Origin of the sequence: Acinetobacter lwoffii, assembly GCF_022967985.1 — a bacterium.
Classification (GTDB): Bacteria; Pseudomonadota; Gammaproteobacteria; order Pseudomonadales; family Moraxellaceae; genus Acinetobacter.
In genome coordinates this window covers 1-24969 of sequence record NZ_JALJVC010000013.1, presented here as the reverse complement: position 1 = coordinate 24969, position 24969 = coordinate 1, and the positions used below count along the sequence as shown (strand labels likewise).

The window sequence follows — 24969 nt, the reverse complement described above, 5'->3', positions numbered from 1 at the left end:
ACATTTACTTCTATAACGACGCATCGAAATCAAATACGTCCAGGATTTCATCGGCCAAAGCACTCGGGTCAGGTTGCAAGATATGCTCAAGATTAGCTTCATCTTCTGCCACATATAGCTCTAAGTGTTTTAACTGATATTCATATAAACGGATGGCAGCCCAAGGCGTCATTAAACCCAGACTAAGAACACGTACCATCCAGTTGCTCAGCACAATCCAGCTATAGCGCCAGGTCGTGACCCGTGTTTTAAAGTAACTTTGACCGAGCTCCACATGATTTCAGGTAATGAGGTATAAACGTGCAGAAATGACCGGCCAGACCAGCGCCAGACAAAGCAGATAGCTAAGCAGTAAACCCAGACTAAACAAATTGGTTCCAATCCGGTCCACCCAGTACACTACTGCTGCAAGCCAGCCAATACCAACCAGCAGGCAAAGCCCCAAGGGCAGATAAACGGCAGACATAAACTTGGACCAGTTAATATTCAGCTTGAATTGCAACTGACCAATCGATAAATGATTAAAGCAATAGCGTTTATAGAGCCAGATCATCACCGGACTAAACAGCAGCAAAGTAAAGATATTGAGCAGGATGGCTAGAAATAAGACCCTATAAGCCTCGCGGTTGCTGCCATTAAAATAAAAACGCACATTGCCATATTTGCTATTTCGGGCCTTGAATTTCAGCGTCATCCGAATAAGCCAAGGCAAACACAGCGCAGCGACCATTAATAAAGAACTGGTGGCAAGGATTGAATAGTTGGTCAGTACGACGGTAACCAGATATAGTTCCAGTGCAAACAGACGACCCAGCAGGATCCGGCTCGGCATGGCCACAAAGTCGAAGCGATGGTTTAAAAATTGGGTATTGCCGTAGAAATAACGCATACGGCGTGCCTTGGCCCAAGGGCTGTACAAGGTCAATGTCACTATGGTCAGCATCAGATTCACCATCCAGATACCAAAATATTCGGATGCACTGCCATGAAATCTGAATCCATAACGCTGATATTTGGGGCGGACTGAAGGCGTGGCTTCAGTCGAAAAACTTGAAGCAGCTGGAAATAATGGCTCACTGACACGAATACCGTCTGCTGTCTGCTGCATGACGACCCCAATTTTTTATACTTTTATACACCTGATATTAAAAGAAAAACCCCCAGAATGTAAAAACATTTTGGAGGTTTTTTAATCTTTTTAGTACTGCTAGATGTGTGCAGTCTTGCTTTAAGGATTTAACTGCACGGCATGGAATTGCAAATGGTCATCTACGAAACTTTGAATAAAGTAATAACCATGATCATAGCCCTGATGTTCACGCAAAGTTAGCGGCTGGTTGACGGCATCACAAGCTTGCTGAAACAAGGCTGGATTAAGCTGACTATAGAACTGATCCGAAAAACCCTGATCAATCAGGATATCGCTAAATAAGGCGCCCTTTTCTTGAACCAAAGCGGTTGCATCATGTTTCAGCCATTCCTCTTTCTCAGTACCCAGATAATTCGAGAATGCTTTGTCCCCCCAAGGACACTGGCTCGGGGCACAAATCGGTGCAAAGGCTGAAACAGATTTGAATTTTTCTGGATATTTAAATGCCAGAGTCAATGCGCCATGACCGCCCATAGAGTGGCCAAAGATGCCGATCTTGCCGGGATGGATCACGAATTCCTCAGTGACCAGTGCGTAAAGCTCATCGACAATAAAGCTTTCCATCTGATAGTGTTCAGCCCATGGTGCCTGGGTAGCATTGATATAAAAACCCGCACCCTGACCGATATCCCAGTTGTCGCCTTCTGCCACACCTTCGCCACGCGGCGAAGTATCTGGTGTAATCAGGATCAAGCCAAGCTGTGCCGCCAGACGCTGTGCATGTGCCTTGATGGCAAAGGTTTCTTCAGTACAGGTCAAACCTGCCAGATAGAATAATGCAGGACAGCTGTGGCCTTCTAAAGCTTGAGGCGGCAGAAAAATGCCAAACTTGGTCGGGGATTTAAGATAGCGCGAATCAAAACGATAAATGCGCTGTTCACCTTCAAAGCTTCTATTGTTCTGTATAAGTTCCATGGCTATTCCTTATTATTGCAACCGGTCTGTGGATGACATTGATCTAGGGAGATGCTGTTGCCGTACTGTTCTGGGGAAATAAACGTTGCTCCAGTTGTGGCAACATCAATTCCATATTCTTGCCGATGACCCATTGCGGTTCTGATGGCTCAAAGCCTTGAGCCGATTCCCATTTTGCTACAGTATCTGTGGCCTGTGCGAAAGCGCTTTGCAAGCTGCTATTTTCACGCATGGCTTCATCAAAGAACGCACGACCAAAATAGGTATAATCCGCTTCATTCGAACAGCCAAAAGACTGACGGTCGGCTGCAGAAGCCGTAATCACCAAAGTATTGTCATTCTGTAAGGCAGAAGCAAAACTGCCTGAAAAACATGCCGAGATTACGATCACTCGCCAACGTATGCCTGATGCATCTAGTGTTTCACGCAACCATTTTGGATCGACTTGTGCCAGATCCAGCGGTGCATTTTCCATTTCGAACACATTCGGCAAACCGTGAGAGGTCATATATAAAAACAGCACATCACTTTCCCGGTTCATCTGCTGCCCCATACGGCGCAATGCCAGCTCCATACTGGTTTTGGAAGCAATCGGCATGGTGGTGCGTGTCGCTGGGTGATTGACCAAGGCAATCGATCGGCCAAAAGTACCAAAACGGGTATCAAACTGTTCTTTAATCCGCTCGACTTCAGAATGGAATACATCCTGATAGCTCGCTCCGGCCACCCCCATGAAATACCAGTGCGACTGTGCGAATTCACCGTATTCGATATTTTCCAGCGCTTTGTTCAGCAGAGTTGGCTGGGCATAGAAAGCATCTTCGGCAAAACTCGGTGGAATTTCTTCAACTTTCCAGATGGGCTGATCTTTAACTGAAATCTGCCAGACCACCAGGGTAAACAAGGTCGCCAGCATAATCAGCGCACGTTCCCACCACGGCCATTTTAATTCACGCGAGATGACCCAGACGACTGCCAGACTTTGCCAGACAAACAGCATGACAAAGAGCGTTGGAATATAGTCGTAGAGGATATAAGGCAGATAATCCAGATCACCCAGATACTGGATCAGACACTGGAACAGCATGATATGGGTATCTAATACCAGCCACAACAAGGCTGGCACCAGCATCAGGCGTGGATTATTGACCCGCTGTGACAGAAAAATACCGACAATCAGGGCAATGAAAGGCCAAAGTGCATAACTGATCAGACCTTGAGAGTTAAAATCTCCCATACGGCCTGAACTGAGCCAGCTAAACAAACTGTTGGCGCAGCCACCCAAAATCCCCCAGAACACCAATTGCATGATGGATGGACGGACCAGTTGTAAAGAACGCCTCGACCCCAGAAATAACCACATCCCGGCAATTTGGTTGCTCTTAAAATCGTGCCAAAAATTAATGGAGGGTTTAAAGTCGATCATAGGATTTCAAGGAGATGAGTGGCTCGCTAATGTGCTGAATAAGTTTATGCTTGATAAGTATTTAATCAATGCTAATTTTAAATATATAACAAATCTTTGCTTAATAAAGAAGCCATTATCCTATTCAGCTACAAGTTCATGCTGAAAATACGCATCAAAGCGACAAGCATCGCCTTGCCATTGATGATTTGGCTCTTTTCCGGCTAAAAATACCGCCAGACGCGGACGTTTGACCACAACACGTTTGCCAATTTTCTGCGCCAGTTCTAGAAGGTTATCGCCCAGATCCATTTCACCATCTTCAGGCAATAACATATGCAACAGCTGCATCTGTTTTTTGACCTGCGCCTGCTTTTTGACTGCCTGCTGGTTTTGATCCCGCTGCGGAAACATTGGATCAAGATAAACTACATCGACAACTTTATGCTGCTGGGCCTGTTGCTGCAGATAATCGGCTGAATCAGAAAAGACCAAATGAATCCGTGATACGACCTGACTCAGGAATGCATCCGACTGGGCACGTATATGGCTATCTTCAAGCAAGGTGAATAGAACCGGATGCCGTTCAACCAGAGTCACTTGCGCACCTAAATGCGCCATCAACAGACTGTCATGTCCCAAACCCGCAGTCGCATCCACTAAGCTTGGTTTTTCACTTAAATTACAGGCGCGTGCAATCATTTCTGACTTTAAAGAAGCCCGTTTTAACCGTCCGGTTTCCGCTTGCCAGTCCGGTTGCATCTTCATGCCGTTGGCACAGAGCCAGAGTCCGTCAGCATCAACACAAAGGGCCAGTTCAGGATTTAAACGGAAAAAACGAGCATTGAGTTTTTCAACGGTTGCAATCTCGACCTGTACCCCACGAGAAGAAAGCACAGCCTCAAAGTGCTGTGCTTTCTCTTGATAGTCAGATTCGGCATATAAGCGAATCGCACTTACCATAATTTCCAACCTGTATAGGCAAATAATAAAATCAGCAGACCCGAAGCAATACGATACCAGGCAAAGATCATAAAGTCGCGTTTGGCCACATAAGCGACCAGCGCACGAATTAATATCAATGCCGAGATAAAGGAAACCAGAAGCCCAACTCCGATCACGGTCCAGTCTTCAGTCGTATTTAAGACATCATAGCTTTGATAAAGATCCAGCAGGCCAGCACCGATAATGACCGGAATACCCAAGAAAAATGAGAATTCAGTCGCTGCCTTACGGGACACACCTAGGAACATCGCACCGATAATGGTTGCGCCTGAACGGGAAGTACCCGGTATCAAGGATAAAACCTGAATTAGGCCAATCCAGATTGCATCTCTAATGCTGAGTTCTTCAACTTCATGGACACGGACTTGTGGTGGATTCTTTTCAATCCAGATAATGATCAAACCGCCGACAATCAAACCAATGGCAATTGCAATATCATTAAATAGTAATTGTTTGACAGTTTGTCCCAGCGTCAGACCAATCAATATAATCGGAATAGAAGCCAGAATCAGGCCAATGCCTAAACGGCGACCTTGCGGTTCACCGCTGACAATCCCGGTCGCTGCACCCCAAAGACGTGCCCAATATTCATAAATAACGGCAGCAATTGCCCCCATCTGGATCGCGATGACAAATACATCACTCTTTTCCTTGGTCCAGAAATTCATTAATTCTGATGCCAAAATCAAATGGCCGGTACTGGAAATAGGCAAAAACTCGGTAATGCCTTCGATAATACCCATGATGGCCGCTTTGAGTAGCAGTAAAAGATCCATGCTTTATCCTAATTAATTATGCTTTGCCTTGTTCTGGAATTTTTTTCCACGCGTTATCGCGTAAATATACGGGTAATGCCAATTCTGCACTGACCCAGTTTTCTGCTTGCGCCGCTGCACGTGCAATGCTAGCAATATCCTGTGCGGTCGCATGCACATCTTTATAAATTGAAGTTTCGCTTTGTACCAGTTCAGCACCTGAGCCAACCGGGGTAAAGCGCACAGCTTGGCTGCCTTCTGCATAACTTAATAGTTGCTCATCATCGACCGGTTGCATAATCCCCTTCGCATCCAGTTGATAGCTCGCGATATAGACTTCGCTCATGCGCGCATCCAATACCGCAGACACTTCCTTGAGGCCGTGTAAACGATAGGCTGCTTGTGCCAAAGCCTGCAAAGTTGACACCGGAATTACCGGCACATCATTTGACCAAGCCAAGGCCTGAGTCACGGCAGCATTAATACGCACACCGCTAAAAGAACCCGGACCACGACTAAAGGCAATCGCGGTCAAATCAGCAATGGCCAGCCCAAGATCTTGCAGACCTTGTTCAATCATCGGGAGAATCGTTTGCGTTTGTGCCTTGGCGCGCGCATCAAGCTGAAAAAATAGTTCTTGAGTATCATCGATTACAGAAACGGAACACTGCTCATTGGCAGTCTCCAATGCCAGCACTTTCATGCACAACCTTAATTCAGAGAATATAAAAAACGCGGATATGATACTCCACTCATATCCGCTACGCGAGATTTTCCCGAAACAGATACAAAAATGCCTAGAAAATCTAGGCTTATGATTCACTCATTAAAAGAGTGCCTTAGAGTTGCACTTCTTCCAAATCCTGAAATTTCTGAAAATGCTCGGCATAATGCATGGCACTCATTGTTAATTTTTGAATACTGTCATCATCCAGCATTTTCACCACTTTACCGGGTGAGCCCATCACCACGGAATTATCCGGAATAATCTTGCCTTCAGGAATCAAGGCATTGGCACCAATAATACAATTCTTGCCAATCACGGCATTGTTCAGAATGACGGCCTGAATTCCGATCAGGCTGTTATCTCCAATGGTACAGCCATGCAGCATAGCCTGATGCCCAATTGTCACATAATTGCCAATATTCATCTCGATGCCGGCATCCGTATGCAGTACTGCATTTTCCTGCACATTACTAAAGTCACCCAATTTAATTTTACTGTTATCTGCACGTACTACGGCACCGAACCAGATACTAACTTGTCGCCCAAGTTCAACCTGTCCAATCACCGTTGCAGTCGGTGCTACCCAGCCATCCCAGGGCTGATGTAGAGCGGTGGGTAAGTGTCCCTGAAATTTGTACAACATTGATAAAATCCTGTTCAATGGTTAAAAAAATTTGGAGCGTTTAAACGTTGGAGAATTAAGCAAGAATGGCCAGTCTTTTTTATAATCTAGCCCATATTGAAATAAAGAAATCAGCATACGTGCGGTCAATCCCCAGACCACTTCATTTTCTACCCGCATACTCGGAAAATATAAAGATTGCTGGGCAAAGCGAACTTCATAAGGCGTAGGCGTCACTTCAAGCAAATGCTGCAATGAGGCAAAGAAAATCCGGTCGATTTCCGTCGGTTGTGGAATCAGCTTCACTTGCGGAGGAATCAGTCCCACAATCGGTTTGACCAGCATGCCATTGCGGGCTTTTTGCATGGGTAAATCACCCATTAAATGCACATCAAAAGGATTGAGTGCCGTTTCCTCATAGGCTTCCCTTAAAGCCACCACAATATTACTGGTATCTTGCGGATCGCGCTTGCCACCCGGAAATGAGACTTCTCCGGCATGATTATTCAAATAAGCTGAACGGCGCGTCAGCAATACTTTCGGATCAGCTTCATCTGTAATTGCAATCAACACGGCAGCATGCGCAGATCGGATACGCTTGGAAAAACGTAAGCGTTGCTGCAACCTTTGTGTCAATTCACATGCATCCATTCTTTCAACCCTGACGATGATCATAATTTCATCATAGCTGATTTTAGTCGGGGCGGGAGAGAAATGATGCCAAATTTTGCTTTTTCAGTTATCCTGAGCATACTTTTATCATTGATGATGAATATGAACTTCTGTGTGAATTGTGGACATAAAACCACTGCTAAAATTCCTTTGGGCGATCAGCAAATTCGCAGCGTATGTGATTCATGCGGCTCTATTCATTACATTAATCCAAAAGTGATTTGTGGTGCTTTAGTCTTATTCGAAAACAAAGTACTGTTGTGCCGTCGTGCCATTGAACCACGCTATGGCTTATGGACTTTACCTGCCGGCTATATGGAACTGTTTGAAACCATGGAGCAAGGGGCTGCCCGGGAAACCCGCGAAGAAGCCGAAGCTGAAGTAGACATTGAACAATTGTACTGTATGTATAACATTCCACGTATTGGTCAGATTTATGTGCTATTTAAAGCCAATCTGATTGATGGAAAATTTGGTGCGGGTGAAGAAACCATCGAAAGCCGTCTGTTCGATGAAGCTGATATTCCCTGGACTGAACTTGCTTTCCCGAGTGTAGAACATACTCTCAGACATTATTTTGAAGACCGCAAAAATAATATTTTTCCAATGCATCTGGAAACATTAGGCACGCGTCTAGACCACACGGGTTAAATCTAACATCCATAAAAAAATCCCATACTAAGATGGGATTTTTTTTATTTTTAAAGAATATTATTTAGCTTTGACTTGATAGCAATCCGCGAGTTTAAACTCAACCGAACCACCGTTTAATTTTGCCAGGCTAATATCTGCCGGTGTTTCACCCTCATTGTTATTATTATAAACTTTTTGAAAACTCGCATAGGTATTGGCCCATTGTACCCCATCACCTGCCGAATTCAGGAAAGTTACACGCCCATTCTGGCCCACATTAGTATCCAACACATTAGACAAATTGAGCAGCGCACCACCGATCACAATCGAATCCCTAGAATCCGGTGAAGACTGGATGCGTGAGTCTACCCCTACCAATGCGCCATTGATATTACCAAACTTTTCATTGGCCAAAATCAGGCGCATGGAAACCGCTTTATCAGCGACAAATGCACGTCCCAAAGTTCCAAGGCGATATTGTTGTATGCCTTGATGATCTAAGAGCGTATCTGCCAACACATCGCCTTGACAGCCATTCACCGGATCAGTCGCGAAATTACTAGAGGATTGCATATTGGTGCGTACATCACCATTGCTGTCAATTACGATTCCTAAAGTAATTGGGCTGACAGTGGTATCTGTAAATTTAAATTCCAGATTGGCATACATTGGGAAGATATATTTCTCCTTATCTGCCACATTCTGCGCTGTTTTAAAGACCTGACGATCTAGATAACTAATCGGGAAAATCTTGTAGAGATCAATGCTTCCCGTATAGTTTTCACCATCGGCCTGCAAACGCCACAACCCCAAGTTGGCTTGATCGGAAGTATCCAGCGATTTTTTGTCAGTCACCACTTTATAGAAAGCTTCTTTACCCGCGATCACATAATCATTCAATAATCTGCCTTGATACAACTCAAGCGGAGTCGCATTATTTGCGATATTCAGACGGTAAGGCGTGTTAATGGTTTTACTGGTTGGATGAATCCATGAACTTTGCGGATCAGCGGTCATTTGTACCGGTTTCACCTTACGGATGAGTTGAGCATTAATCCCCCCTAAGGAAGATAAATTTTCTTTAGCCAATGTTAACTGGGTATCACGCCATTGCAGGCCGCTGCCAAAGGTATAGCCCTGGCGATCAGTAATCAGCATGAAATGGCCAAATAAATATTTAGTATTCTTATTCTTAATATCACAAGGGTTTTGATTACAGCCCACCAGTCCATCTGAACCCGTCAAGTTACTACCAATTACGCCTGAAGTTGAGAATAATGAAAATTCTGGCTGATATACGGCTGCGTTAGCAATCGTTACCAGCTTTTTAACTGTGGCAAAAGCCACCTCATCCGAAATTGTGCTGATATCAACAAAATCTTTAATTTTGGTCGCCAAATCGGCATCCATCAAATTGATATTCTCACTGGTTTTCGCCAGGTCTTTACGCATCTCTTCAGTAATATACAAAGGTTGTACATCAGATGGATTATTAATACGCCCTTCTTCTAGCGCCAAAGCTTGCAGAATTTTAACCAAACGCATGGCCACCTGAACGGTAGGATCATTAGGCACCAAATCCCCTACCGGACGTCGAGCAATCCCAGTTGCAATATCGATTACACTTAAACGCGGCAGCTGGGTCTGGGCACTAAAACCGGCATAATCGCTGAGTTTAATTTGACCTAAATTAATCTTGCGCGAAGCAAAACTTTGAATATAAAACTCAATATTATCCGTCTTTTGACAGGTTCCAGAAGCAACCCCATTTTTACTGTCAAATAACGTAATAAAGGTATTTTCTGTATCGCTACTACAGTTAAAGTTCAAACCATCGAGCGGATATTCCAGCCCCCATTCCACACAGTTAGTTGTACCTGGGGTACAAGTACCATTGGTCGTGGCTTCATCGTTTTTTTCTGGAATGACATTGGCACTTTCCCCACCACACCCGCTCAGTGCCGTTAAAAGTGTGGTTAAAACAAATGGAAATAATATTTTATTTTTCATCTTTTTGTACTCGAATAGTCCTTATCGAATGGCGACTAATTTTAGTTGTCCATGATTTGTCAGCATCTTGTCTTCAATATCTATCGCGGAGGCCAAAGGCGTCAATAATACATATTCAGTTTGTGCCGGAATATGGAGAACCCCTTCGATACGCTCATGTTGAATAATATTCGCCTGACCTTCCTGATTTTTAAAACCGCCCGCTCCTTCAATCACACAACCATGACTGTCTAAAAACACAACAAAAGGCCAATAATACGTTGGATTTTTCTGGCTAGAGGCATAAGAGTTGATCTGAATATTCTGGATATCGGATTGAAGCTTTACCACTTCAAAATCAAATTCGTCTGCTTTAAGAGGTGCACGAGGCCAGAGGTTAACTGCTTTTTTAAGGCTGATTTCTTTCGCTTTTTTAATTTTCTTATCATTAAAACACTGCTTGCCCAAGCTCTCGATGGTCTCCGACTGTGAAATACGATAATAACTTTGAGCCAGTACCACAGGACCAGAATCTACTTCTGGCGTTTGAAACAAGGATTTTAATACGGATTGTCCCACCCCTTTTTCACGTTCAATTGTCTGGATCCGGGTAGTTCCAATATTTTTATCTACTACTCCTTCGGGCATGCTATAGAAACGTTTTTTGCCTTCCAAATTAAATTCTTTATTTTCCAGATACTCACTATCCACATATTCAATGCCTTCAACCTGGCTAAATCCCGGTTTTTGTATAATAGCAACAGAAGATCCAGCTCCAATATCAGGATTTTGAATAGCTTGAGATTCAGGTTTTAATTGTGGTTTAGACTGAATCTTTTCTTGCACAGTATGCAGTTGTACTGGTTGTACTGGTTGTACTGGTTGTACTGGTTGTACAACCATATTATGGTCATGCTTAAGTTTAACTTGCCTATTTTCTACGACGGGCAATTTTTCTATGTTTTGTCTTACAGTTACAGGCTGAACTATTGCAGCTTCTACTTTTTTCAACAATCGAGATTTGTCTTCAGTTTTTTTCTCTGCATTATTACGGGGTACGACTAATGGTCGGCCATCTGGACCAATAATCGTAATAAATTCTTTAGCGCTTGTATAAAAAGACACGGATACCAGATTTAATGCCAGTACCGCTGTCAATCCAACGTTCCTTGTCTTGATCATTTTTCCCTTACCAACGCGTGCGATAGTTCAAACCTAAAATTGTAATTTTGGTATCTGTTTTTACGTTTAAACCTGCATATGGGTTTAATAACAGGTTATTTACCCCTGTCTGGTTGGCTAAACTACTGGTATTTGCTGGAATCTGATCTTTGCTACGCAAGAAACCAATTGATAGATCCAGATCAGTGTCTGCATCAAAACGGTAACCCACACCTAAACCAAATAACTGTGCACCATTGATCGGTACCATGGTATTACGCTTATTTTTTGGAATAGCACTGGTCCGTGGTTCATAACCTGCCCGAAGCTTCAAACGGTCTGTAGCGGAATACTCCATCCCGATACCAAAGTTCCACGGCGATTCAAATCCCATCGGTAAAGCCAAGGTTGAGTCAGTAACATTGGCAGACAAAATTTTGGCAATTTTTAGGGCTGAAATGGTACGATCAAATTCGAATTTAAATTCGTCCCAGACCTTGTAATCTGTCCAGCCAATATCAAAATTCACTTGCAAATCTGGCATCACTTTATATTTGATACCTGCCTGAAAATGCGCCGGATATTCAAAATCCTGCGACACCAGACCAGATTCACTCGATGGTATGTAATTAGGAAATCCAAGAATTGCAGCCAGAATCTGGCCGGTCGGTGAGGTCATTAAACCTTTAATCATTTCCTGAGGAGCTTTGGCATTATCAATATGATATTTACCTTTTAAGCGCATTTTTGCAGCACTTTGGTACACCATACCAAAACTAAAGTCTTCGCGCGGTTCCCACAATATTCCCAGGTTATAACTTGGGCTTAAGTTCTGCTCAAGCTCCAGTTGCATTTGACCAAACTTGCCAAATGGGTTCATCCCCTCATCCGCATTACAGATCCCGAGCAAAAGAATATCTGTAATAATGTCGGAATTTTCTTTAAACGGCGTACACACGACTTCGTCGATCATACGCAACATCCCAATCAACTCATTCGGGAAACGCAAGTCCGTTTTCATCCCGATGGCTTGATAAGACATCCCGATAGAAGCACCAATCGACAGTTGGTCATTGACCTCATAACCGATGGATGGTGACAGATAGGTAATCCGCTCTAAAGCAACCTGCTGTCCCATAAAGTTTGCCGGGTTCCCATCTTCATGACCAAAACCTGCCATGAGAGGAGCATAAACAGCAGTCGCATAAGTGGCTTTCGATCCAGGGGGATTGTATGCGATCCCCATCGTGGGTGCAGTCAAAGGAAGACCTTCGCCTAAATCCACCATTTTTTTCAGAAAAGGAACATACAGGCTGACATATTCCACATCGCCTTTGACTGGGCCTTTAAAATCGGTACACAAATCAGATGAAACTTCAGGACCGTCATTACAGACAATAGGATCATCAGAATAGCCAAATACGTTATATCCGGCCGGTACTGAAAACTCACGCTGGATATCAAAATTAGCCACAATGATTTGCTGTTCGGTTTGCAGACCATCAATTTTAGTCAGTGCAGCCGGGTTAAAGTGGATGGCATTGACCCCTGGAGGATCTGCGGTGACGGCATTCCCCATGGATAGTGCACGTAAATCAACTGAAAGGTTGGTTCCCAATTGTGCAAAGGTATAACTTGAACAGCCCGCAAGAATAATTCCTGTTAATAACGGGCTAAGTCGAATGTTTTTCATACGACACCCCTATTAACTAATTTTTTTACCAAAACCTAAAATATCAAGTGGGAATGACAGTCCCAACGAAACATCCGGTGCATCTTCGGTCAGCCCTAGGCCAACGGTACCATTAACAATTGTTTCTGGAGAAACTCGCACCCCTAAGGAAATTGCAAAGGTAGAACTGGTCTGATCTGCAGCAGAATAACTTTCACCAGTGTTATAGTTAAATTCCGCACCAGTATTAAAGCTTTGCTGATAGGACATGGTCATCGAAACATCATAGTTAAATGAATATGCGAAACCAAAGGCAAAGCCTCCACTAACACCAGGTTCAAACTCCTCAATAATCCGGCTACCTCGACGCTGATTCAGGCCCGATTCTTTAAAACCATAGTTCGCAGAAACCGATGCAAACAATACAACTGGGTCAATGTATTTACGTGTACTAGCACCCACTCCAGCAGAGTAATAGCCCTTTCCTGCTGCCAGATCTGTCGCGGCATTAATTTCATAAGGGCTATCACCGGTTTTAGTTGATAAATTACCAAATAAAATCAGAGGCAGACGACCTGCTTTTAGTGGGAAGGGCTCCCAGCGAGCACCCAGACTAATATCACCCAAGCCTGCCGTAGACGTATCTTTTAACAAGTCAGTTTTAGCCACTAAAGGTAGGGATGCAGTCAAGGTCAGGTTATCTTTCACGCCATATTGGAAAGTGAAAGTATTAGTCATACTATGTGTTGCATTTTCTTGAACACGTAGTTGATACAATTGGCCCTGTGCCATTTCTATATCAAGTTGGGTGTCTCGATAATAGGTATAATCAATATCGTAATATGATGAAATTTCGCCTTGTTTTATCAGAGAGTATTGGCGTTCATTTGACGTAAACACTTCTTCCAGGTTAGCTGCTTGAGTAGCATCTCCTTCTTGTTGCTGTAAAGCTTGAGATGCATCTACTACTTGGTTAGCCTGAGTCTCTACAGGTGCTGCTGTTTCCACGACAGCCTCTTCAACCGCTTCATATTCACCTAGTTCTGACTCTTCTGCAGCCTGCGTTTCGACTTGCCTAGTTTGATCGGGTACAGATGCAGCAGTTTCAACGACAACTTCTTCATTAACTGTTTCGTATTCACCTAGTGCTGGTTCTTCTGCAGCAAATGCAACGCCCATTACCATTTGAATGCTCAGTGCCAAGAACGTCTTGTTCATCCATTTACTGTTCATATCCATTTCACCATTTTAATTTTTATTACTGTTTTTCGTTTTATTTATTCTTGTAATACAGTCTCAGGAAGTTATGTTGATATTCCCCAAATTGTTCTGACTCTGTATTACGATTACGGTCCATACGGATCGTAGAAGCTTTATCAGCAATTTTGTCCATATAAAATTGTGGATACTGCATGTCAACCAAGGCATAGCGATTGATCGTAGCATCTTCTACATGGCGCATATCTGATTCTTTTAATGCTAGAAAATTTTTGCGATATTGTTCAGGTACATTAATCAGGAACAAAGTGTTATTTTCCCAAATATCCTGAAAACGCCGTTCCTCAAAACTGATATTACCAAGTGCCGGATCTGCAACATAAACCCGGCCATTTTTATAACCTTTATAAACTACAAAATGCTTAAATCCCGCATAAGAAATCGGAACAATGGCAGGCTGATCTTGATTGACTAAATCTTTGAACTCTCCTCGATAGCCTCCACTTTCCAACCCTAAGGCTGAAACAAAGCGCTTCATATCAAGCAGAGAAAAACTACGGCGTTCAACAATTTTATCTGTTTCACCGAATTTCATTAGCCCACTCATGACTTGCTGCTCATCCAGCTGCGTACCGACATAACCATTGAGGAGGGTCGTAAGTGCTGCTGAACCACAACTATAATCATAAGCTTGACGTACAATGCCCTGAAACTGATCTAGAAGTGCCGGTTTTACTTCTACAGTTTCACGGTGCATACGCACAAAAGAGTCATTTCTTGAATCAAGAACTTCAGTATAGTGAACAGCCCCATTCGACTGTTTTTTGATATCCAGAGCTTCTTTGGCAGCGTAATACATCAACGCCGAGCCCAACGCGATCTCTAACATAATTATTAACTTTTCTTATAATGGGCATGATGTGCCTATTTTTCTTTTTATAGAGCATTCACTCTACTTCCCTGTAACTAGAAAGATACCTGCTTTTTCAAAAAAATACAGTATTTTTTTTATTTTTTAGATAAGTGAGATAGTCATAAAAAAGCGCGTGTAAACACGCGCTTTTTTAAAATAAAGATTAGTGACCCGAAATGGTAATAATTGCGCCTTTAGTATAACTACCTTGAGCTTGAGAGTAGAAAGTTTGTAAACCTTGAACTTCCATATCACCAATTGATGATCTTGCTTCACGGTTACCTAAATGAATACCTTTAATGTATTGGTCTTTCGCCCCAGTATCATTACTTACAATACGAACATGCGCTGCCTTACCTAACTGAGCTGTAGTACCTACATAAGCATCGTTATATACAGAAATATTCTGACTAATGGTTAAATTATTAGAATCCGCATCTGCAATTTTGATACTTTCAACAAAAATCTCACCGGCTTCACGTGTAGTCACTGGAGTCGTACCTACAAGCCCCACTGCTTTATTTTTAGACGAGTTATCTAAAATACCTAGGTTTTTAATTTCTAGACCACCTACCATTACACTATTCATCTTGATCATAGCGCCTTGTGGAGCAGCACCCAGTTGAATATTGGCATTTATCACACCAGTTTTAACGTCAAAACCACTAATGATGTCGTTTACAACACCGGCACCACCTCGACGAATCGAATCCGGATCATCTGTACCAGATGCAGTTACACCAATTCGGCCAACTTTGATATCTAGACCCGATACTTGTGCAGCAACATTAATGAAAGGATTACCAGCACCAGCATCCGAATCAATTACCAAGTCAGCAAGGTTACGGGATGCAAGTAAATAGGCACCATTATTGTCATAATTGGCACCGATTACTACACCATGCGTTGCAGTAGTAGGATCAGCAAGAGCAGCAGCATCAGGTGCTGTATCAGTCTTACCACGGATTACGATCGCACCTGCTGTAGAAGTACCTCCGAAACCCGCCTCATTTGCAACACCTTTTGGCGCTAAACCGTCGTTATCATGGATAAATAATTTTTCAATAGCAATTTTCGAGATGCCAATACCAATTGTCAAACCGTCTTGACCCGTTGTTTCGCTTAGAGATGCATCATCCATTGCTTGCATCGCCATCGCATTGGCACTAAATGCAACTGAAGTCGCTAAAACTAATTTTGTAAATTTTTTCATTGTTTACTCTCCCAAGAGTACTATTTTTTTTGGTTGTGAATTACTCAGTGTTTAGGCTGTATTTTTTATTTTCTGACAGCTTAAGCATCTTTCCTTGAGTAATTTGCTAGCCCACTTAAATTAGCGTCGAGTCAAATTTTGATCAACTGTTGTTGGTCGCAATCTGTCGCTTACCGATAAACGGTATTTCATGATTTAAAAATATTTTCCTGGCTTCTTGATATAAAATAGTAAGTCATATCGAACTCTCCATAACTGAATGACCGAAGCTCTCTATCATCGTCCCTTAAAGTTTGAATCTCGTCTGGTTGCAGATCTATTATCCGCATTGAAGACATTGGATCATCTGGTGTATTTAAATAATAATGGTCAGCCTTTTATTGCCTGCTGCGCTCAAGAATATTTTATTGCCCAGACATCACAAATTCAGTCTTTTAAAAGAACAGGGATTGAACACTATCAGCCCAGACCATCTGAGTTTAATTTAGCAATCGATGCATTAAAAACTCCTCAAGAGAATGGCTTTCGTGGAGGTTATGTCGGTTTTATCGGCTACGATTATGCGGCTCAACAATATATTCAGTATTCAGATCGCCCTCAACCTAGTTTATTTATTGGTCAATTTCCTTCCTACATTAAACCAACCCCTGATGGCTGGATGTTCTATAGTGATGATCCACAAGCAGAACAGCTTTACAATCATATTCAGAACTTACTTAATCAAGATAAAATTCACTCGACATTTCATTTAAAAAATCCTTGTACCTCACGCTGGACTAAATCTGTCTATACTCAGGCTTTTCAGAAAATTCAGGACTATATTGTTGCAGGTGACTGCTATCAGATTAATCTGACCCAAGAGTTTAAAGGTCGTGCCCAAGGCTCCCTCTTAGCCACTGCCCAAGCATTCTGGGCATTAACCGAAGCCCCCTATGCGGGTTATTTGCGTATTGGTGATTTTGAATTACTCAGTTGCTCACCCGAGTTATTTATTGACTTTGAAAAAAATCGGAAAATTATCACTAAACCAATTAAAGGCACCATGCCACGCTATACAGATCCCGTGCTGGATGAACAATCTAAACAAATCTTAAAAGCATCGGAAAAAGATCAAGCAGAAAATGTCATGATTGTGGATTTATTACGTAATGATTTAAGTATTTATGCGGAAACAGGCTCGGTTAAAACACCCAAATTATTTAATATCGAAAGTTTTAATCAAGTGCATCATATGGTGAGCGAAGTTGAAGCGACCTTAAAAGCAGATATCAATCCTTTCGAGGTGTTAATGTCAGCCCTACCAGGTGGCTCAATTACGGGTGCACCTAAAATTCGTGCCATGCAGATTATCGCTGAATTGGAAGGTGCAGCACGTGGGGCTTATTGTGGATCAATGGGTTATTTTAATTTTGATGGTACCGGTTCCTGGAATATTCTGATTCGTTCCATCCAAAAATATCAAGAAGATGTTTCTTTATGGGCGGGTGGTGGTATTACCATTTCTTCGGATTGTGATGCGGAATATCAGGAATGCTTTGATAAAGTTTCAGCGATGCTGAATCTATTGAATACGTGGTATCAGCCTGAATAAATAAAAAAGCGAATCATTTGATTCGCTTTTTTCTACAAATCCACCCTCACCCTCCTTTAGTAAAGGAGGGAATCCTCTAATTCAATAAAACTAAGAAAATCCTTCTTTTATAGGAGATTAAGCTAAAATCTCATTTTTTAGCGTGTCGACTAAACGCTGATTTTGCTCATCTGTGCCAATAGTAATTCTTAAGAACTGGTTAATACGTGGCTTGTTAAAATAACGTACGATAATGCCACGTTCACGCAACTCACTTGCAAGTTCGCCTGCATCCTTAGATGGCAATGAGGCAAAAATAAAGTTAGCACTCGATGGTAAAACTTTAAAACCAAGCCCATTTAATTGGGAAACTAACTTTTCACGGCTAGCAATGACTTTCTGATTTTGTGCTTCAAAGTAGGTTTGATCTTCAAATGATGCGACCGCTGCTGCAATTGCAAAACGGTCCATCGGATAGGAGTTAAAGCTATTTTTGACTGCTTCAAGTGCTACAATCAAATGTGGCTGGGCAATCGCGAAACCTACTCGCAGACCTGCAAGAGAACGTGACTTCGATGTGGTTTGACATACGACTAAGTTTTCATATTTCTCAACCAGCTTAACTGCTGATTCAGCACCAAAATCCACATAGGCTTCATCAATCACCACCACTGAATCCGGATTGGCTTGCAGAATTTCTTCAATCGCAGCCAAACCTAGATCAATACTGGTCGGCGCATTAGGATTAGTAATAATAATGCCGCCATTAGCCTGTTTATAGTCATCCACAACAATTTCAAAGTCATCATTTAATGGCAAGATTTTGGTTTTGACGCCAAAAAACTGACTATAAACTGGATAGAAACTATAGGTAATATCTGGATAAAGTACAGGTTTTTCTTGAACAAAAAATGCTTTAAAAATATGCGCCAAGACTTCATCTGAGCCATTGCCAACAAAGACGGTTTCAACAGGTACATTTTGTTGTTTAGCGATCGCCTGTTTCAACTCTGATGCATCAGGGTCTGGATACAAACGCAAAACATCTGCCGAATTCGCAAGTACCTTTTGAACCGCTTCTACCACTTTGGGTGAAGGTGGATACGGATTTTCATTAGTATTAAGTTTTAAAATATTCTGGATTTTTGGTTGTTCGCCTGGAGTATACGGTTTTAATTCACGTACTTCAGGACTCCAAAAACGCATTTGTTCTGTTGTGATATTCATTTTGTATTCTCTTTAAACCCTCTCCTAACCTCTCCCTGAGCCATATATGGCGCAAGAGAGGAATTTTCATTACTAAAGACACAAGATTTTTGTGGTTTAAATTCTCCTCTCCTTTTAGGAGAGGGTCAGGGAGAGGTTGTAATGCTATTTATGATTGATAACGATAACGTGCTGACTGTGCATGTGCATCCAAGTTCTCTTGTTGCGCCAAGATATCCGCAGTTTTTGCTAAAGTTTTTACACCTTCTTGTGAGCACATGATCAAACTTGAACGCTTCTGGAAATCATAGACACCAAGTGGCGATGAAAAGCGCGCAGTACCTGAAGTTGGCAAGACATGGTTTGGCCCGGCACAGTAATCACCAATGGCTTCAGGCGTATAACGACCCATAAAGATTGCACCTGCATGACGAATGCTATCAGACATTGCTTCTGCATCATCTAAACATAACATCAAATGCTCAGGTGCCACCTGATTAATCAAATCCGATGCTTCCTGACGGTCTTTTACGAGCACCAAAGCACCACGATTGGCAATCGAAGTACGGGCAATTTCTGCCTTTGGCAATGTTGCCAGATGCATTTCTATTGCCTGTTCAACGGCATTTAGCAACTGTTCATCTGGTGTGATGAAAATGGCTTGTGCCACAGTGTCATGCTCAGCTTGCGAAAGTAAATCCATCGCCAGCCATTCAGCATTATTTTGGCCTTCGGCATATACCAAAATTTCAGAAGGCCCTGCAATCATGTCGATGCCGACCTGACCAAATACCGCACGTTTCGCCGCAGCAACAAAACGGTTACCTGGGCCGGTAATTTTATCTACTGCTGGGACAGTTTCGGTACCATAAGCCAAGGCCGCAACTGCTTGTGCACCACCAATGGTAAAGACACGCGTCACACCTGCCAGATATGCAGCCGCCAGTACCAATGGGTTTAAATCACCATTCGGCGCAGGCACCACCATAATAATTTCCGGTACACCTGCGACATGTGCAGGCACCGCATTCATCAATACTGAAGATGGATAAGACGCCAGACCACCCGGTACATAAATCCCGACACGACCCAATGGGGTCACTTTCTGACCGAGCGTATTCCCCAAAGCATCGACATAGGTCCAGCCGTCCTGTTTTTGTACCTGATGAAACTCACGCACGCGTACTGCAGCAAGCTCCAAAGCTTCGCGCACTTCAGTTGTTAAGCCCTCAAAGGCAGCTTGTAGTTGCTCTTGGCTTAACTCTAAATCTGAAAATTGATGTGCCGGATGTCGATCGAACTGTTGAGTGAGTTTAAGAACTTGAGCATCACCATGCTGACGAACATCAGCAATAATTTGATCTACAGTTTTTAAAAGTTCAGGATCATTAACAGTTTCAAAAGCCAACAAGTCAGCAAATACTTGCTTGAAGTTTTGATCTTGGGTCGATAAACGTCGCATCAATTTACCCATCAGGTTTGAATTCGAAGGCTTTAGTTTACCTGTTTTCCAGACTTTTGTCGGCAGCTATAGTGCTCTAGCCCTATGAGTTTTATTGGAAATAACTTTTGGTAAAATTGATGAAAGAATTTACATCGTATTTATGTTCAATCGAATAAAAAACCGCCCTAAGAGGACGGTATTTTTATGCAACAAATTTAAGCTTGTTTGGCCTTTTCACGTTCTTCCACAGCTTTTTCAAGCTGTGCCAGAATCGGATTTAACAACGCTTGCTTACGCTTGAAGCTGGCTTTATTCACGATTAAACGCGAAGACACTTTGCAGATTTCTTCAAGTGGCTCTAAACCATTGGCACGCAAGGTATTGCCTGTATCTACGACATCGACGATGTAATCGCCCAGACCAACTAATGGTGCAAGTTCCATGGAGCCATACAGCTTGATCACATCCACTTGCTCACCCAGGCTGGCATAGTATTGACGGGTCAAATTCACGTACTTGGTCGCAATTTTTAAGCGACCTTTAGGACGTAGCATCCCCACCTTACCGGCGGTCATCAATTTACATACCGCAATTTTCAGGTCCAATGGTTCATAGACATTTTGTGCACCATGTTCCATCAATACATCTTTACCGGCCACGCCAATATCGGCTGCACCATTTTCAACATAAGTCGGTACATCTGAAGCACGTAAAATTAGAATACGAACCTGTTTATGCGTGGTCGGGAAAATCAATTTACGAGATTTATCAGGATCTTCTAAAAGATTAATCCCTGCTGTTTCTAGCAAAGGTAAAGTCTCTTTTAAGATACGCCCCTTACTTAATGCCAAAGTTAAACCATGATCAAAATTGCCCATTACGTCAAAGTTTGGATCATCGTTTCTCATATCGCTCATTAATTTACTCGCTTAATTTGGGCACCTAAACTTTGTAACTTTGCTTCTACATCTTCATAACCGCGGTCAATATGATAAATGCGGTCAATCAGCGTTTCACCTTCAGCGGCAAGTGCTGCCAGCACCAAAGAGAACGAAGCACGTAAATCTGTTGCCATTACGGGTGCGGCAGAAAGTTTTTCTACACCCGTTACCACAGCATCATTACCTTCTACCTGAATATTGGCACCCATACGTGCCAATTCAGGAACATGCATGAAACGGTTTTCAAAAATCGTTTCAGAAATTGTCGCAAAGCCTTGAGCAATGGCATTCACAGCCATAATCTGGGCTTGCATATCGGTTGGAAATTCTGGATGTGGTAAGGTTTGGAAGCTGACAGCTTTCGGACGTTTACCCAGCATATCCAGTTCAATCCAGTCGTCACCACGGGTCACTTCTGCACCCATTTCTTCAAACTTGTCCAGCACCGCTTCCATCAGGGACGGATCAGTATGCGTGGTTTTGATACGACCGCCAGTGATCGCTGCTGCTGCCAGATATGAACCGGTTTCAATCCGGTCAGCAACAACCGCATATTCACAGCCATGCAGACGTTCGACACCGGTCACAATTAAAGTATCGGTATCTAGACCTTCAATCTTGGCACCCATCTTGATCAGCATTTGCGCAAGATCAGTGATCTCAGGTTCACGTGCTGCATTGCGAATCGTGGTCACACCATCGGCCAACACGGCAGCCATCAGAATATTTTCTGTTCCACCTACAGTCACCATATCAAAAACGACTTCGCCACCTTTCAGGCGACCATCGACTTTGGCATGTACATAACCAGCTTCGACTTCAATCTCGGCACCTAAAGCTTCTAAAGCTTTCAAATGCTGATCGACAGGACGGGAGCCAATCGCACAACCGCCTGGCAAAGACACTTTTGCACTACCGTAGCGCGCCAACAAAGGCCCAAGCACCAAAATAGAAGCGCGCATAGTTTTTACGAGCTCATACGGTGCGAACTGGTTATCTAATGTAGACGTATCAGCAATAACTGTATCGCCTTCATAAGTCATGGTGATCCCAAGACCAGCAATCAGCTTCACCAGCGTATTGACATCTTTTAAATTAGGAACATTTCTGAGCGTAATCGGGGTATCAGCAAGAATCATTGCTGCCAATAATGGAAGTGCTGCGTTCTTTGCACCAGAAATGCGCACTTCACCTTCGAGCTTGATACCGCCCTGAATTAAAAATTTATCCATTAAATGATTAAGCTCCAAATAAGCTTGCTTTGCGCCATTCTTCTTTTGTCATCGCGCGAATCGTTACTGCGTGAACTGCACCACTGGCAATATGGGCATTGAGAGGAGCATAAACAGCTTGTTGGCGTGCAACTGGACGCTTACCTTCAAATTGATCATCCACAATACGGAGATCAAATTTTCCGCCCTGACCACTCACAGCAACATCCGCCTCTGGAAAAGCGGCTTCTAAAATTTCAGCGAGCTGTTCATTATTCATCACAAGACCTCTTATAGGACTAAGGGTGTAAAACGAGCCATTTTACTATAAATAGCAAAAATAATTCATGGATCCATACATTATATATATAAAAAAAAGAGGCTTTTAAAACCTCTTTTTCATCATTTGTCCTTTATAGGGCTAAAGGATGCTGCTGTAAATGCATTTCCCGGTATCGATCAATCTGCCGTTTAAGTTTTTCGGTTAATATTTTAATTGAGGTATACATATCATCTGCGGTGGCGTGAGCAAAAAATTCAATGCCCGGTAATCGAATAATAGCCTCTGCGATATGATTACTACTGCCCTTTCTAGAGCGTTTATCAATTTGATGATCTTTCGAGAGTTTCACTTGCATACTATTCACCTGATCCAGGTGCTTCGTCATCTGTGAAAACTTGGTTTTTATACTTTCTTCAATAGCTGGCGTAATCGATAAATGATGTCCACGAATTGTTATTTGCATAGTTCTATCCCTCACCTTCGTTAGGATTAGAAGAGTCACAATATAAAATAATTTAAATACAGCAACTTATAAATAAAATATCCGTATTTTAAGTCCTGACTCAAATCATTTTTACTGCTCCTCAAAAGAAAAAAAGATTCATTATGCTGTCATAATGAATCTCTAGAATAGCCAGATTTCAAATTTTAGATCAAGACTTTTCGCTCAGAAGATGAAGGAATATGTAACGATTCACGATATTTCGCCACCGTACGTCGTGCCACATCAATGCCCTCATCTTTTAACATATTGGCAATTGCATTATCAGACAGAGGCTTACGGGCATTTTCTTCGGAAATCAGTTTTTTGATTTTGGCGCGGATAGCAGTAGAAGATGCTTCACCACCTGAAGTAGTCCCGACATGACTCGAGAAGAAATATTTCAACTCGAACAATCCACGTGGGGTCAGCATATATTTATTGGTGGTTACGCGAGAAACTGTAGATTCATGCAATTCGACTTCTTCAGCAATATCTCTTAAAACCAAAGGTTTCATGCCTTCTGCCCCAATTTCCAAGAACATTTTTTGATGTTCCACAATACAAGTCGCGACTTTTAATAATGTTTTATGCCGCTCATCGATACTTTTAATGAAGTTCTTCGCTTCAAGCATCTGATTACGCAGGTACTGATTATCATCACTTTGATCTGCACGACGAATCATTTTGGCATAAAAAGAATTGACGCGTAACTTTGGCAGTACATCCGAGTTCAAATTGACTTGCCAGCAGTTATTCTTTTTCATCACTACGACATCTGGCACCTGATAATCAGATTCCTTGTTTTCAAATTCCAGCCCCGGGTGCGGTTTTAATGTTTTTAGCAAATCTACAGCACAGCGCAACTGCTCCGGATTAAGTCCAGTCTGTTTGATCAGCTTAGGAAGCTCATTGGTAATCAACAATTCATAATGTTGCAGAAGTTTGATCGCATCATTTCGGCAAGGCGTTGACGCAGGTAAATTATCAAGTTGAACCAATAGGCATTCTGCCAAGCTTCTAGAACCTACCCCCACCGGATCCAAACGTTGAATATGCTTTAATACAACGGCAACCTCATCATCTTCAATTTCTTCTTCAGACCCCATAGAAGAGAGTAAATGTTGTACTGATACAGTAATTTCACTTAACTCTGCATCTAAAAAACCTTTGTCGTCTAAAGAATCCACGATGCAATAAGCGATTAATTTATCAACCTGTGAAAAATTCAACAGATTAATTTGTTCTAGCATATATTCTTGCAGGCTCTGATGTCCTTGACGATTATCTTCACGCTCTTCGAACTCGGCTGCCCCCAGACTTGTAGGTTGATGGGTATAGACATCATCCCAATCGGTATCTACAGGTAAGTCATCAGGAAGATGATCGGCATTAAGTTCATTGGTTAGATCGTGATTTTCATTATTTGATTCAATTGTAGATAAGCTTTCAAGGGTAATTTGCTCTTCAACTTTTTCTAATAGAGGATTACTATCAAGTTGCAACTGAACTTCTTGCTCCAATTCCAGACTTGAAAGTTGTAATAGCCGAATTGCTTGCTGTAATTGTGGAGTTAATGACAGCGAGTTCGCAATTTTTATGCCCACTGATAATCTCATTGTTACCCCCCTTAATAGAAAATCCCGTTTTATAAGCAATTTTTATGCCGTTTTATTTTTTATAACACAGATTTACCAAAAAACATACAAATCGGATTTTAAATTTCTAGTCTTTCGCGACTAATAATTTTTAAATACTTAATTTTTCGCATAAAAAAACACCC

General features: G+C 42.4%; 22 protein-coding genes and 1 pseudogene. 2 read left to right on the top strand and 21 right to left on the bottom strand.

The window, feature by feature from the left end:
- Nucleotides 1-10: 10 nt before the first annotated feature.
- The 8 genes and pseudogenes from MWG72_RS09100 to MWG72_RS09065 form a co-directional block, all read right to left on the bottom strand.
- Nucleotides 11-1108, bottom strand: a pseudogene (locus MWG72_RS09100) (YjgN family protein).
- A gap of 120 nt (nt 1109-1228) precedes the next feature.
- Complete coding sequence (gene fghA / locus MWG72_RS09095; RefSeq protein ID WP_247143844.1) at nt 1229-2065, bottom strand: S-formylglutathione hydrolase; 837 nt, start codon at nt 2063-2065, stop codon at nt 1229-1231.
- Nucleotides 2066-2108: 43 nt separating this feature from the next.
- Complete coding sequence (locus MWG72_RS09090) at nt 2109-3491, bottom strand: C13 family peptidase (RefSeq protein ID WP_121979674.1); 1383 nt, start codon at nt 3489-3491, stop codon at nt 2109-2111.
- Nucleotides 3492-3611: 120 nt separating this feature from the next.
- Nucleotides 3612-4433: a class I SAM-dependent methyltransferase gene (locus MWG72_RS09085; RefSeq protein ID WP_276520271.1), complete on the bottom strand. Its 822-nt coding sequence runs from the start codon at nt 4431-4433 to the stop codon at nt 3612-3614.
- Nucleotides 4427-5251 carry an undecaprenyl-diphosphate phosphatase gene (locus MWG72_RS09080; RefSeq protein ID WP_004279167.1) on the bottom strand — a complete coding sequence of 275 codons (825 nt, stop codon included), beginning with the start codon at nt 5249-5251 and terminating at the stop codon, nt 4427-4429. Before MWG72_RS09080 ends, MWG72_RS09085 begins: the two co-directional genes overlap by 7 nt.
- Before the next feature lie 16 nt (nt 5252-5267).
- Nucleotides 5268-5933, bottom strand: coding sequence for a tRNA (adenosine(37)-N6)-threonylcarbamoyltransferase complex dimerization subunit type 1 TsaB (tsaB, locus tag MWG72_RS09075; protein ID WP_247143843.1), 666 nt, complete (start codon nt 5931-5933; stop codon nt 5268-5270).
- 136 nt (nt 5934-6069) lie between these two features.
- Nucleotides 6070-6597 (bottom strand): gamma carbonic anhydrase family protein, encoded by a 528-nt coding sequence (locus tag MWG72_RS09070; RefSeq protein ID WP_247143900.1) that lies wholly within the window; start codon nt 6595-6597, stop codon nt 6070-6072.
- A gap of 24 nt (nt 6598-6621) precedes the next feature.
- Nucleotides 6622-7230: an NUDIX hydrolase gene (locus MWG72_RS09065; RefSeq protein ID WP_004279164.1), complete on the bottom strand. Its 609-nt coding sequence runs from the start codon at nt 7228-7230 to the stop codon at nt 6622-6624.
- Nucleotides 7231-7353: 123 nt separating this feature from the next.
- Here MWG72_RS09065 and MWG72_RS09060 point away from each other — a divergent pair, with 123 nt between their 5' ends.
- Entirely contained in the window at nt 7354-7902 is a 549-nt protein-coding gene (locus MWG72_RS09060; protein ID WP_243475454.1) for an NUDIX hydrolase, read from the top strand.
- A 60-nt stretch (nt 7903-7962) separates the two neighbouring features.
- Here the strand turns inward: MWG72_RS09060 and filF are convergent, their stop codons facing one another.
- From filF to filA, 6 genes are all read right to left on the bottom strand, one after another.
- Nucleotides 7963-9894 (bottom strand): putative pilus system protein FilF, encoded by a 1932-nt coding sequence (gene filF, locus MWG72_RS09055; protein ID WP_247143841.1) that lies wholly within the window; start codon nt 9892-9894, stop codon nt 7963-7965.
- A gap of 21 nt (nt 9895-9915) precedes the next feature.
- Entirely contained in the window at nt 9916-11055 is a 1140-nt protein-coding gene (gene filE, locus MWG72_RS09050; protein ID WP_247143840.1) for a putative pilus assembly protein FilE, read from the bottom strand.
- Between the two features lie 7 nt (nt 11056-11062).
- On the bottom strand, nt 11063-12727 hold the full coding sequence (gene filD / locus MWG72_RS09045) for a putative pilus system OmpP1/FadL family transporter FilD (RefSeq protein WP_004279160.1): 1665 nt from the start codon (nt 12725-12727) through the stop codon (nt 11063-11065).
- Nucleotides 12728-12739: 12 nt separating this feature from the next.
- Nucleotides 12740-13945: a putative pilus system protein FilC gene (gene filC / locus MWG72_RS09040; protein WP_247143839.1), complete on the bottom strand. Its 1206-nt coding sequence runs from the start codon at nt 13943-13945 to the stop codon at nt 12740-12742.
- Nucleotides 13946-13979: 34 nt separating this feature from the next.
- Nucleotides 13980-14813 carry a putative pilus system C39 family peptidase FilB gene (gene filB, locus MWG72_RS09035; protein ID WP_247143838.1) on the bottom strand — a complete coding sequence of 278 codons (834 nt, stop codon included), beginning with the start codon at nt 14811-14813 and terminating at the stop codon, nt 13980-13982.
- A gap of 187 nt (nt 14814-15000) precedes the next feature.
- Entirely contained in the window at nt 15001-16050 is a 1050-nt protein-coding gene (filA, locus tag MWG72_RS09030) for a putative pilus system protein FilA (RefSeq protein ID WP_180038487.1), read from the bottom strand.
- A gap of 259 nt (nt 16051-16309) precedes the next feature.
- Here filA and MWG72_RS09025 point away from each other — a divergent pair, with 259 nt between their 5' ends.
- On the top strand, nt 16310-17641 hold the full coding sequence (locus MWG72_RS09025) for an anthranilate synthase component I family protein (protein ID WP_247143837.1): 1332 nt from the start codon (nt 16310-16312) through the stop codon (nt 17639-17641).
- A gap of 117 nt (nt 17642-17758) precedes the next feature.
- On the opposite strand, the gene hisC is transcribed toward MWG72_RS09025, so the two are convergent.
- The 7 genes from hisC to MWG72_RS08990 form a co-directional block, all read right to left on the bottom strand.
- Nucleotides 17759-18847: a histidinol-phosphate transaminase gene (gene hisC / locus MWG72_RS09020; protein ID WP_247143836.1), complete on the bottom strand. Its 1089-nt coding sequence runs from the start codon at nt 18845-18847 to the stop codon at nt 17759-17761.
- 148 nt (nt 18848-18995) lie between these two features.
- Entirely contained in the window at nt 18996-20300 is a 1305-nt protein-coding gene (gene hisD / locus MWG72_RS09015; protein ID WP_247143834.1) for a histidinol dehydrogenase, read from the bottom strand.
- Nucleotides 20301-20485: 185 nt separating this feature from the next.
- Nucleotides 20486-21187 (bottom strand): ATP phosphoribosyltransferase, encoded by a 702-nt coding sequence (hisG, locus tag MWG72_RS09010; RefSeq protein ID WP_004730740.1) that lies wholly within the window; start codon nt 21185-21187, stop codon nt 20486-20488.
- Entirely contained in the window at nt 21187-22443 is a 1257-nt protein-coding gene (gene murA / locus MWG72_RS09005) for a UDP-N-acetylglucosamine 1-carboxyvinyltransferase (RefSeq protein ID WP_168730682.1), read from the bottom strand. The genes hisG and murA overlap by 1 nt, the downstream gene beginning before the upstream one ends.
- Nucleotides 22444-22450: 7 nt before the next feature.
- On the bottom strand, nt 22451-22702 hold the full coding sequence (gene ibaG, locus MWG72_RS09000) for a BolA family iron metabolism protein IbaG (RefSeq protein ID WP_004730742.1): 252 nt from the start codon (nt 22700-22702) through the stop codon (nt 22451-22453).
- 133 nt (nt 22703-22835) lie between these two features.
- Entirely contained in the window at nt 22836-23168 is a 333-nt protein-coding gene (gene hpf / locus MWG72_RS08995; protein WP_004730744.1) for a ribosome hibernation-promoting factor, HPF/YfiA family, read from the bottom strand.
- Between the two features lie 185 nt (nt 23169-23353).
- Nucleotides 23354-24805, bottom strand: a complete 1452-nt coding sequence (locus tag MWG72_RS08990) for an RNA polymerase factor sigma-54 (protein WP_247143832.1) — start codon at nt 24803-24805, stop codon at nt 23354-23356.
- Between the last annotated feature and the right edge of the window lie 164 nt (nt 24806-24969).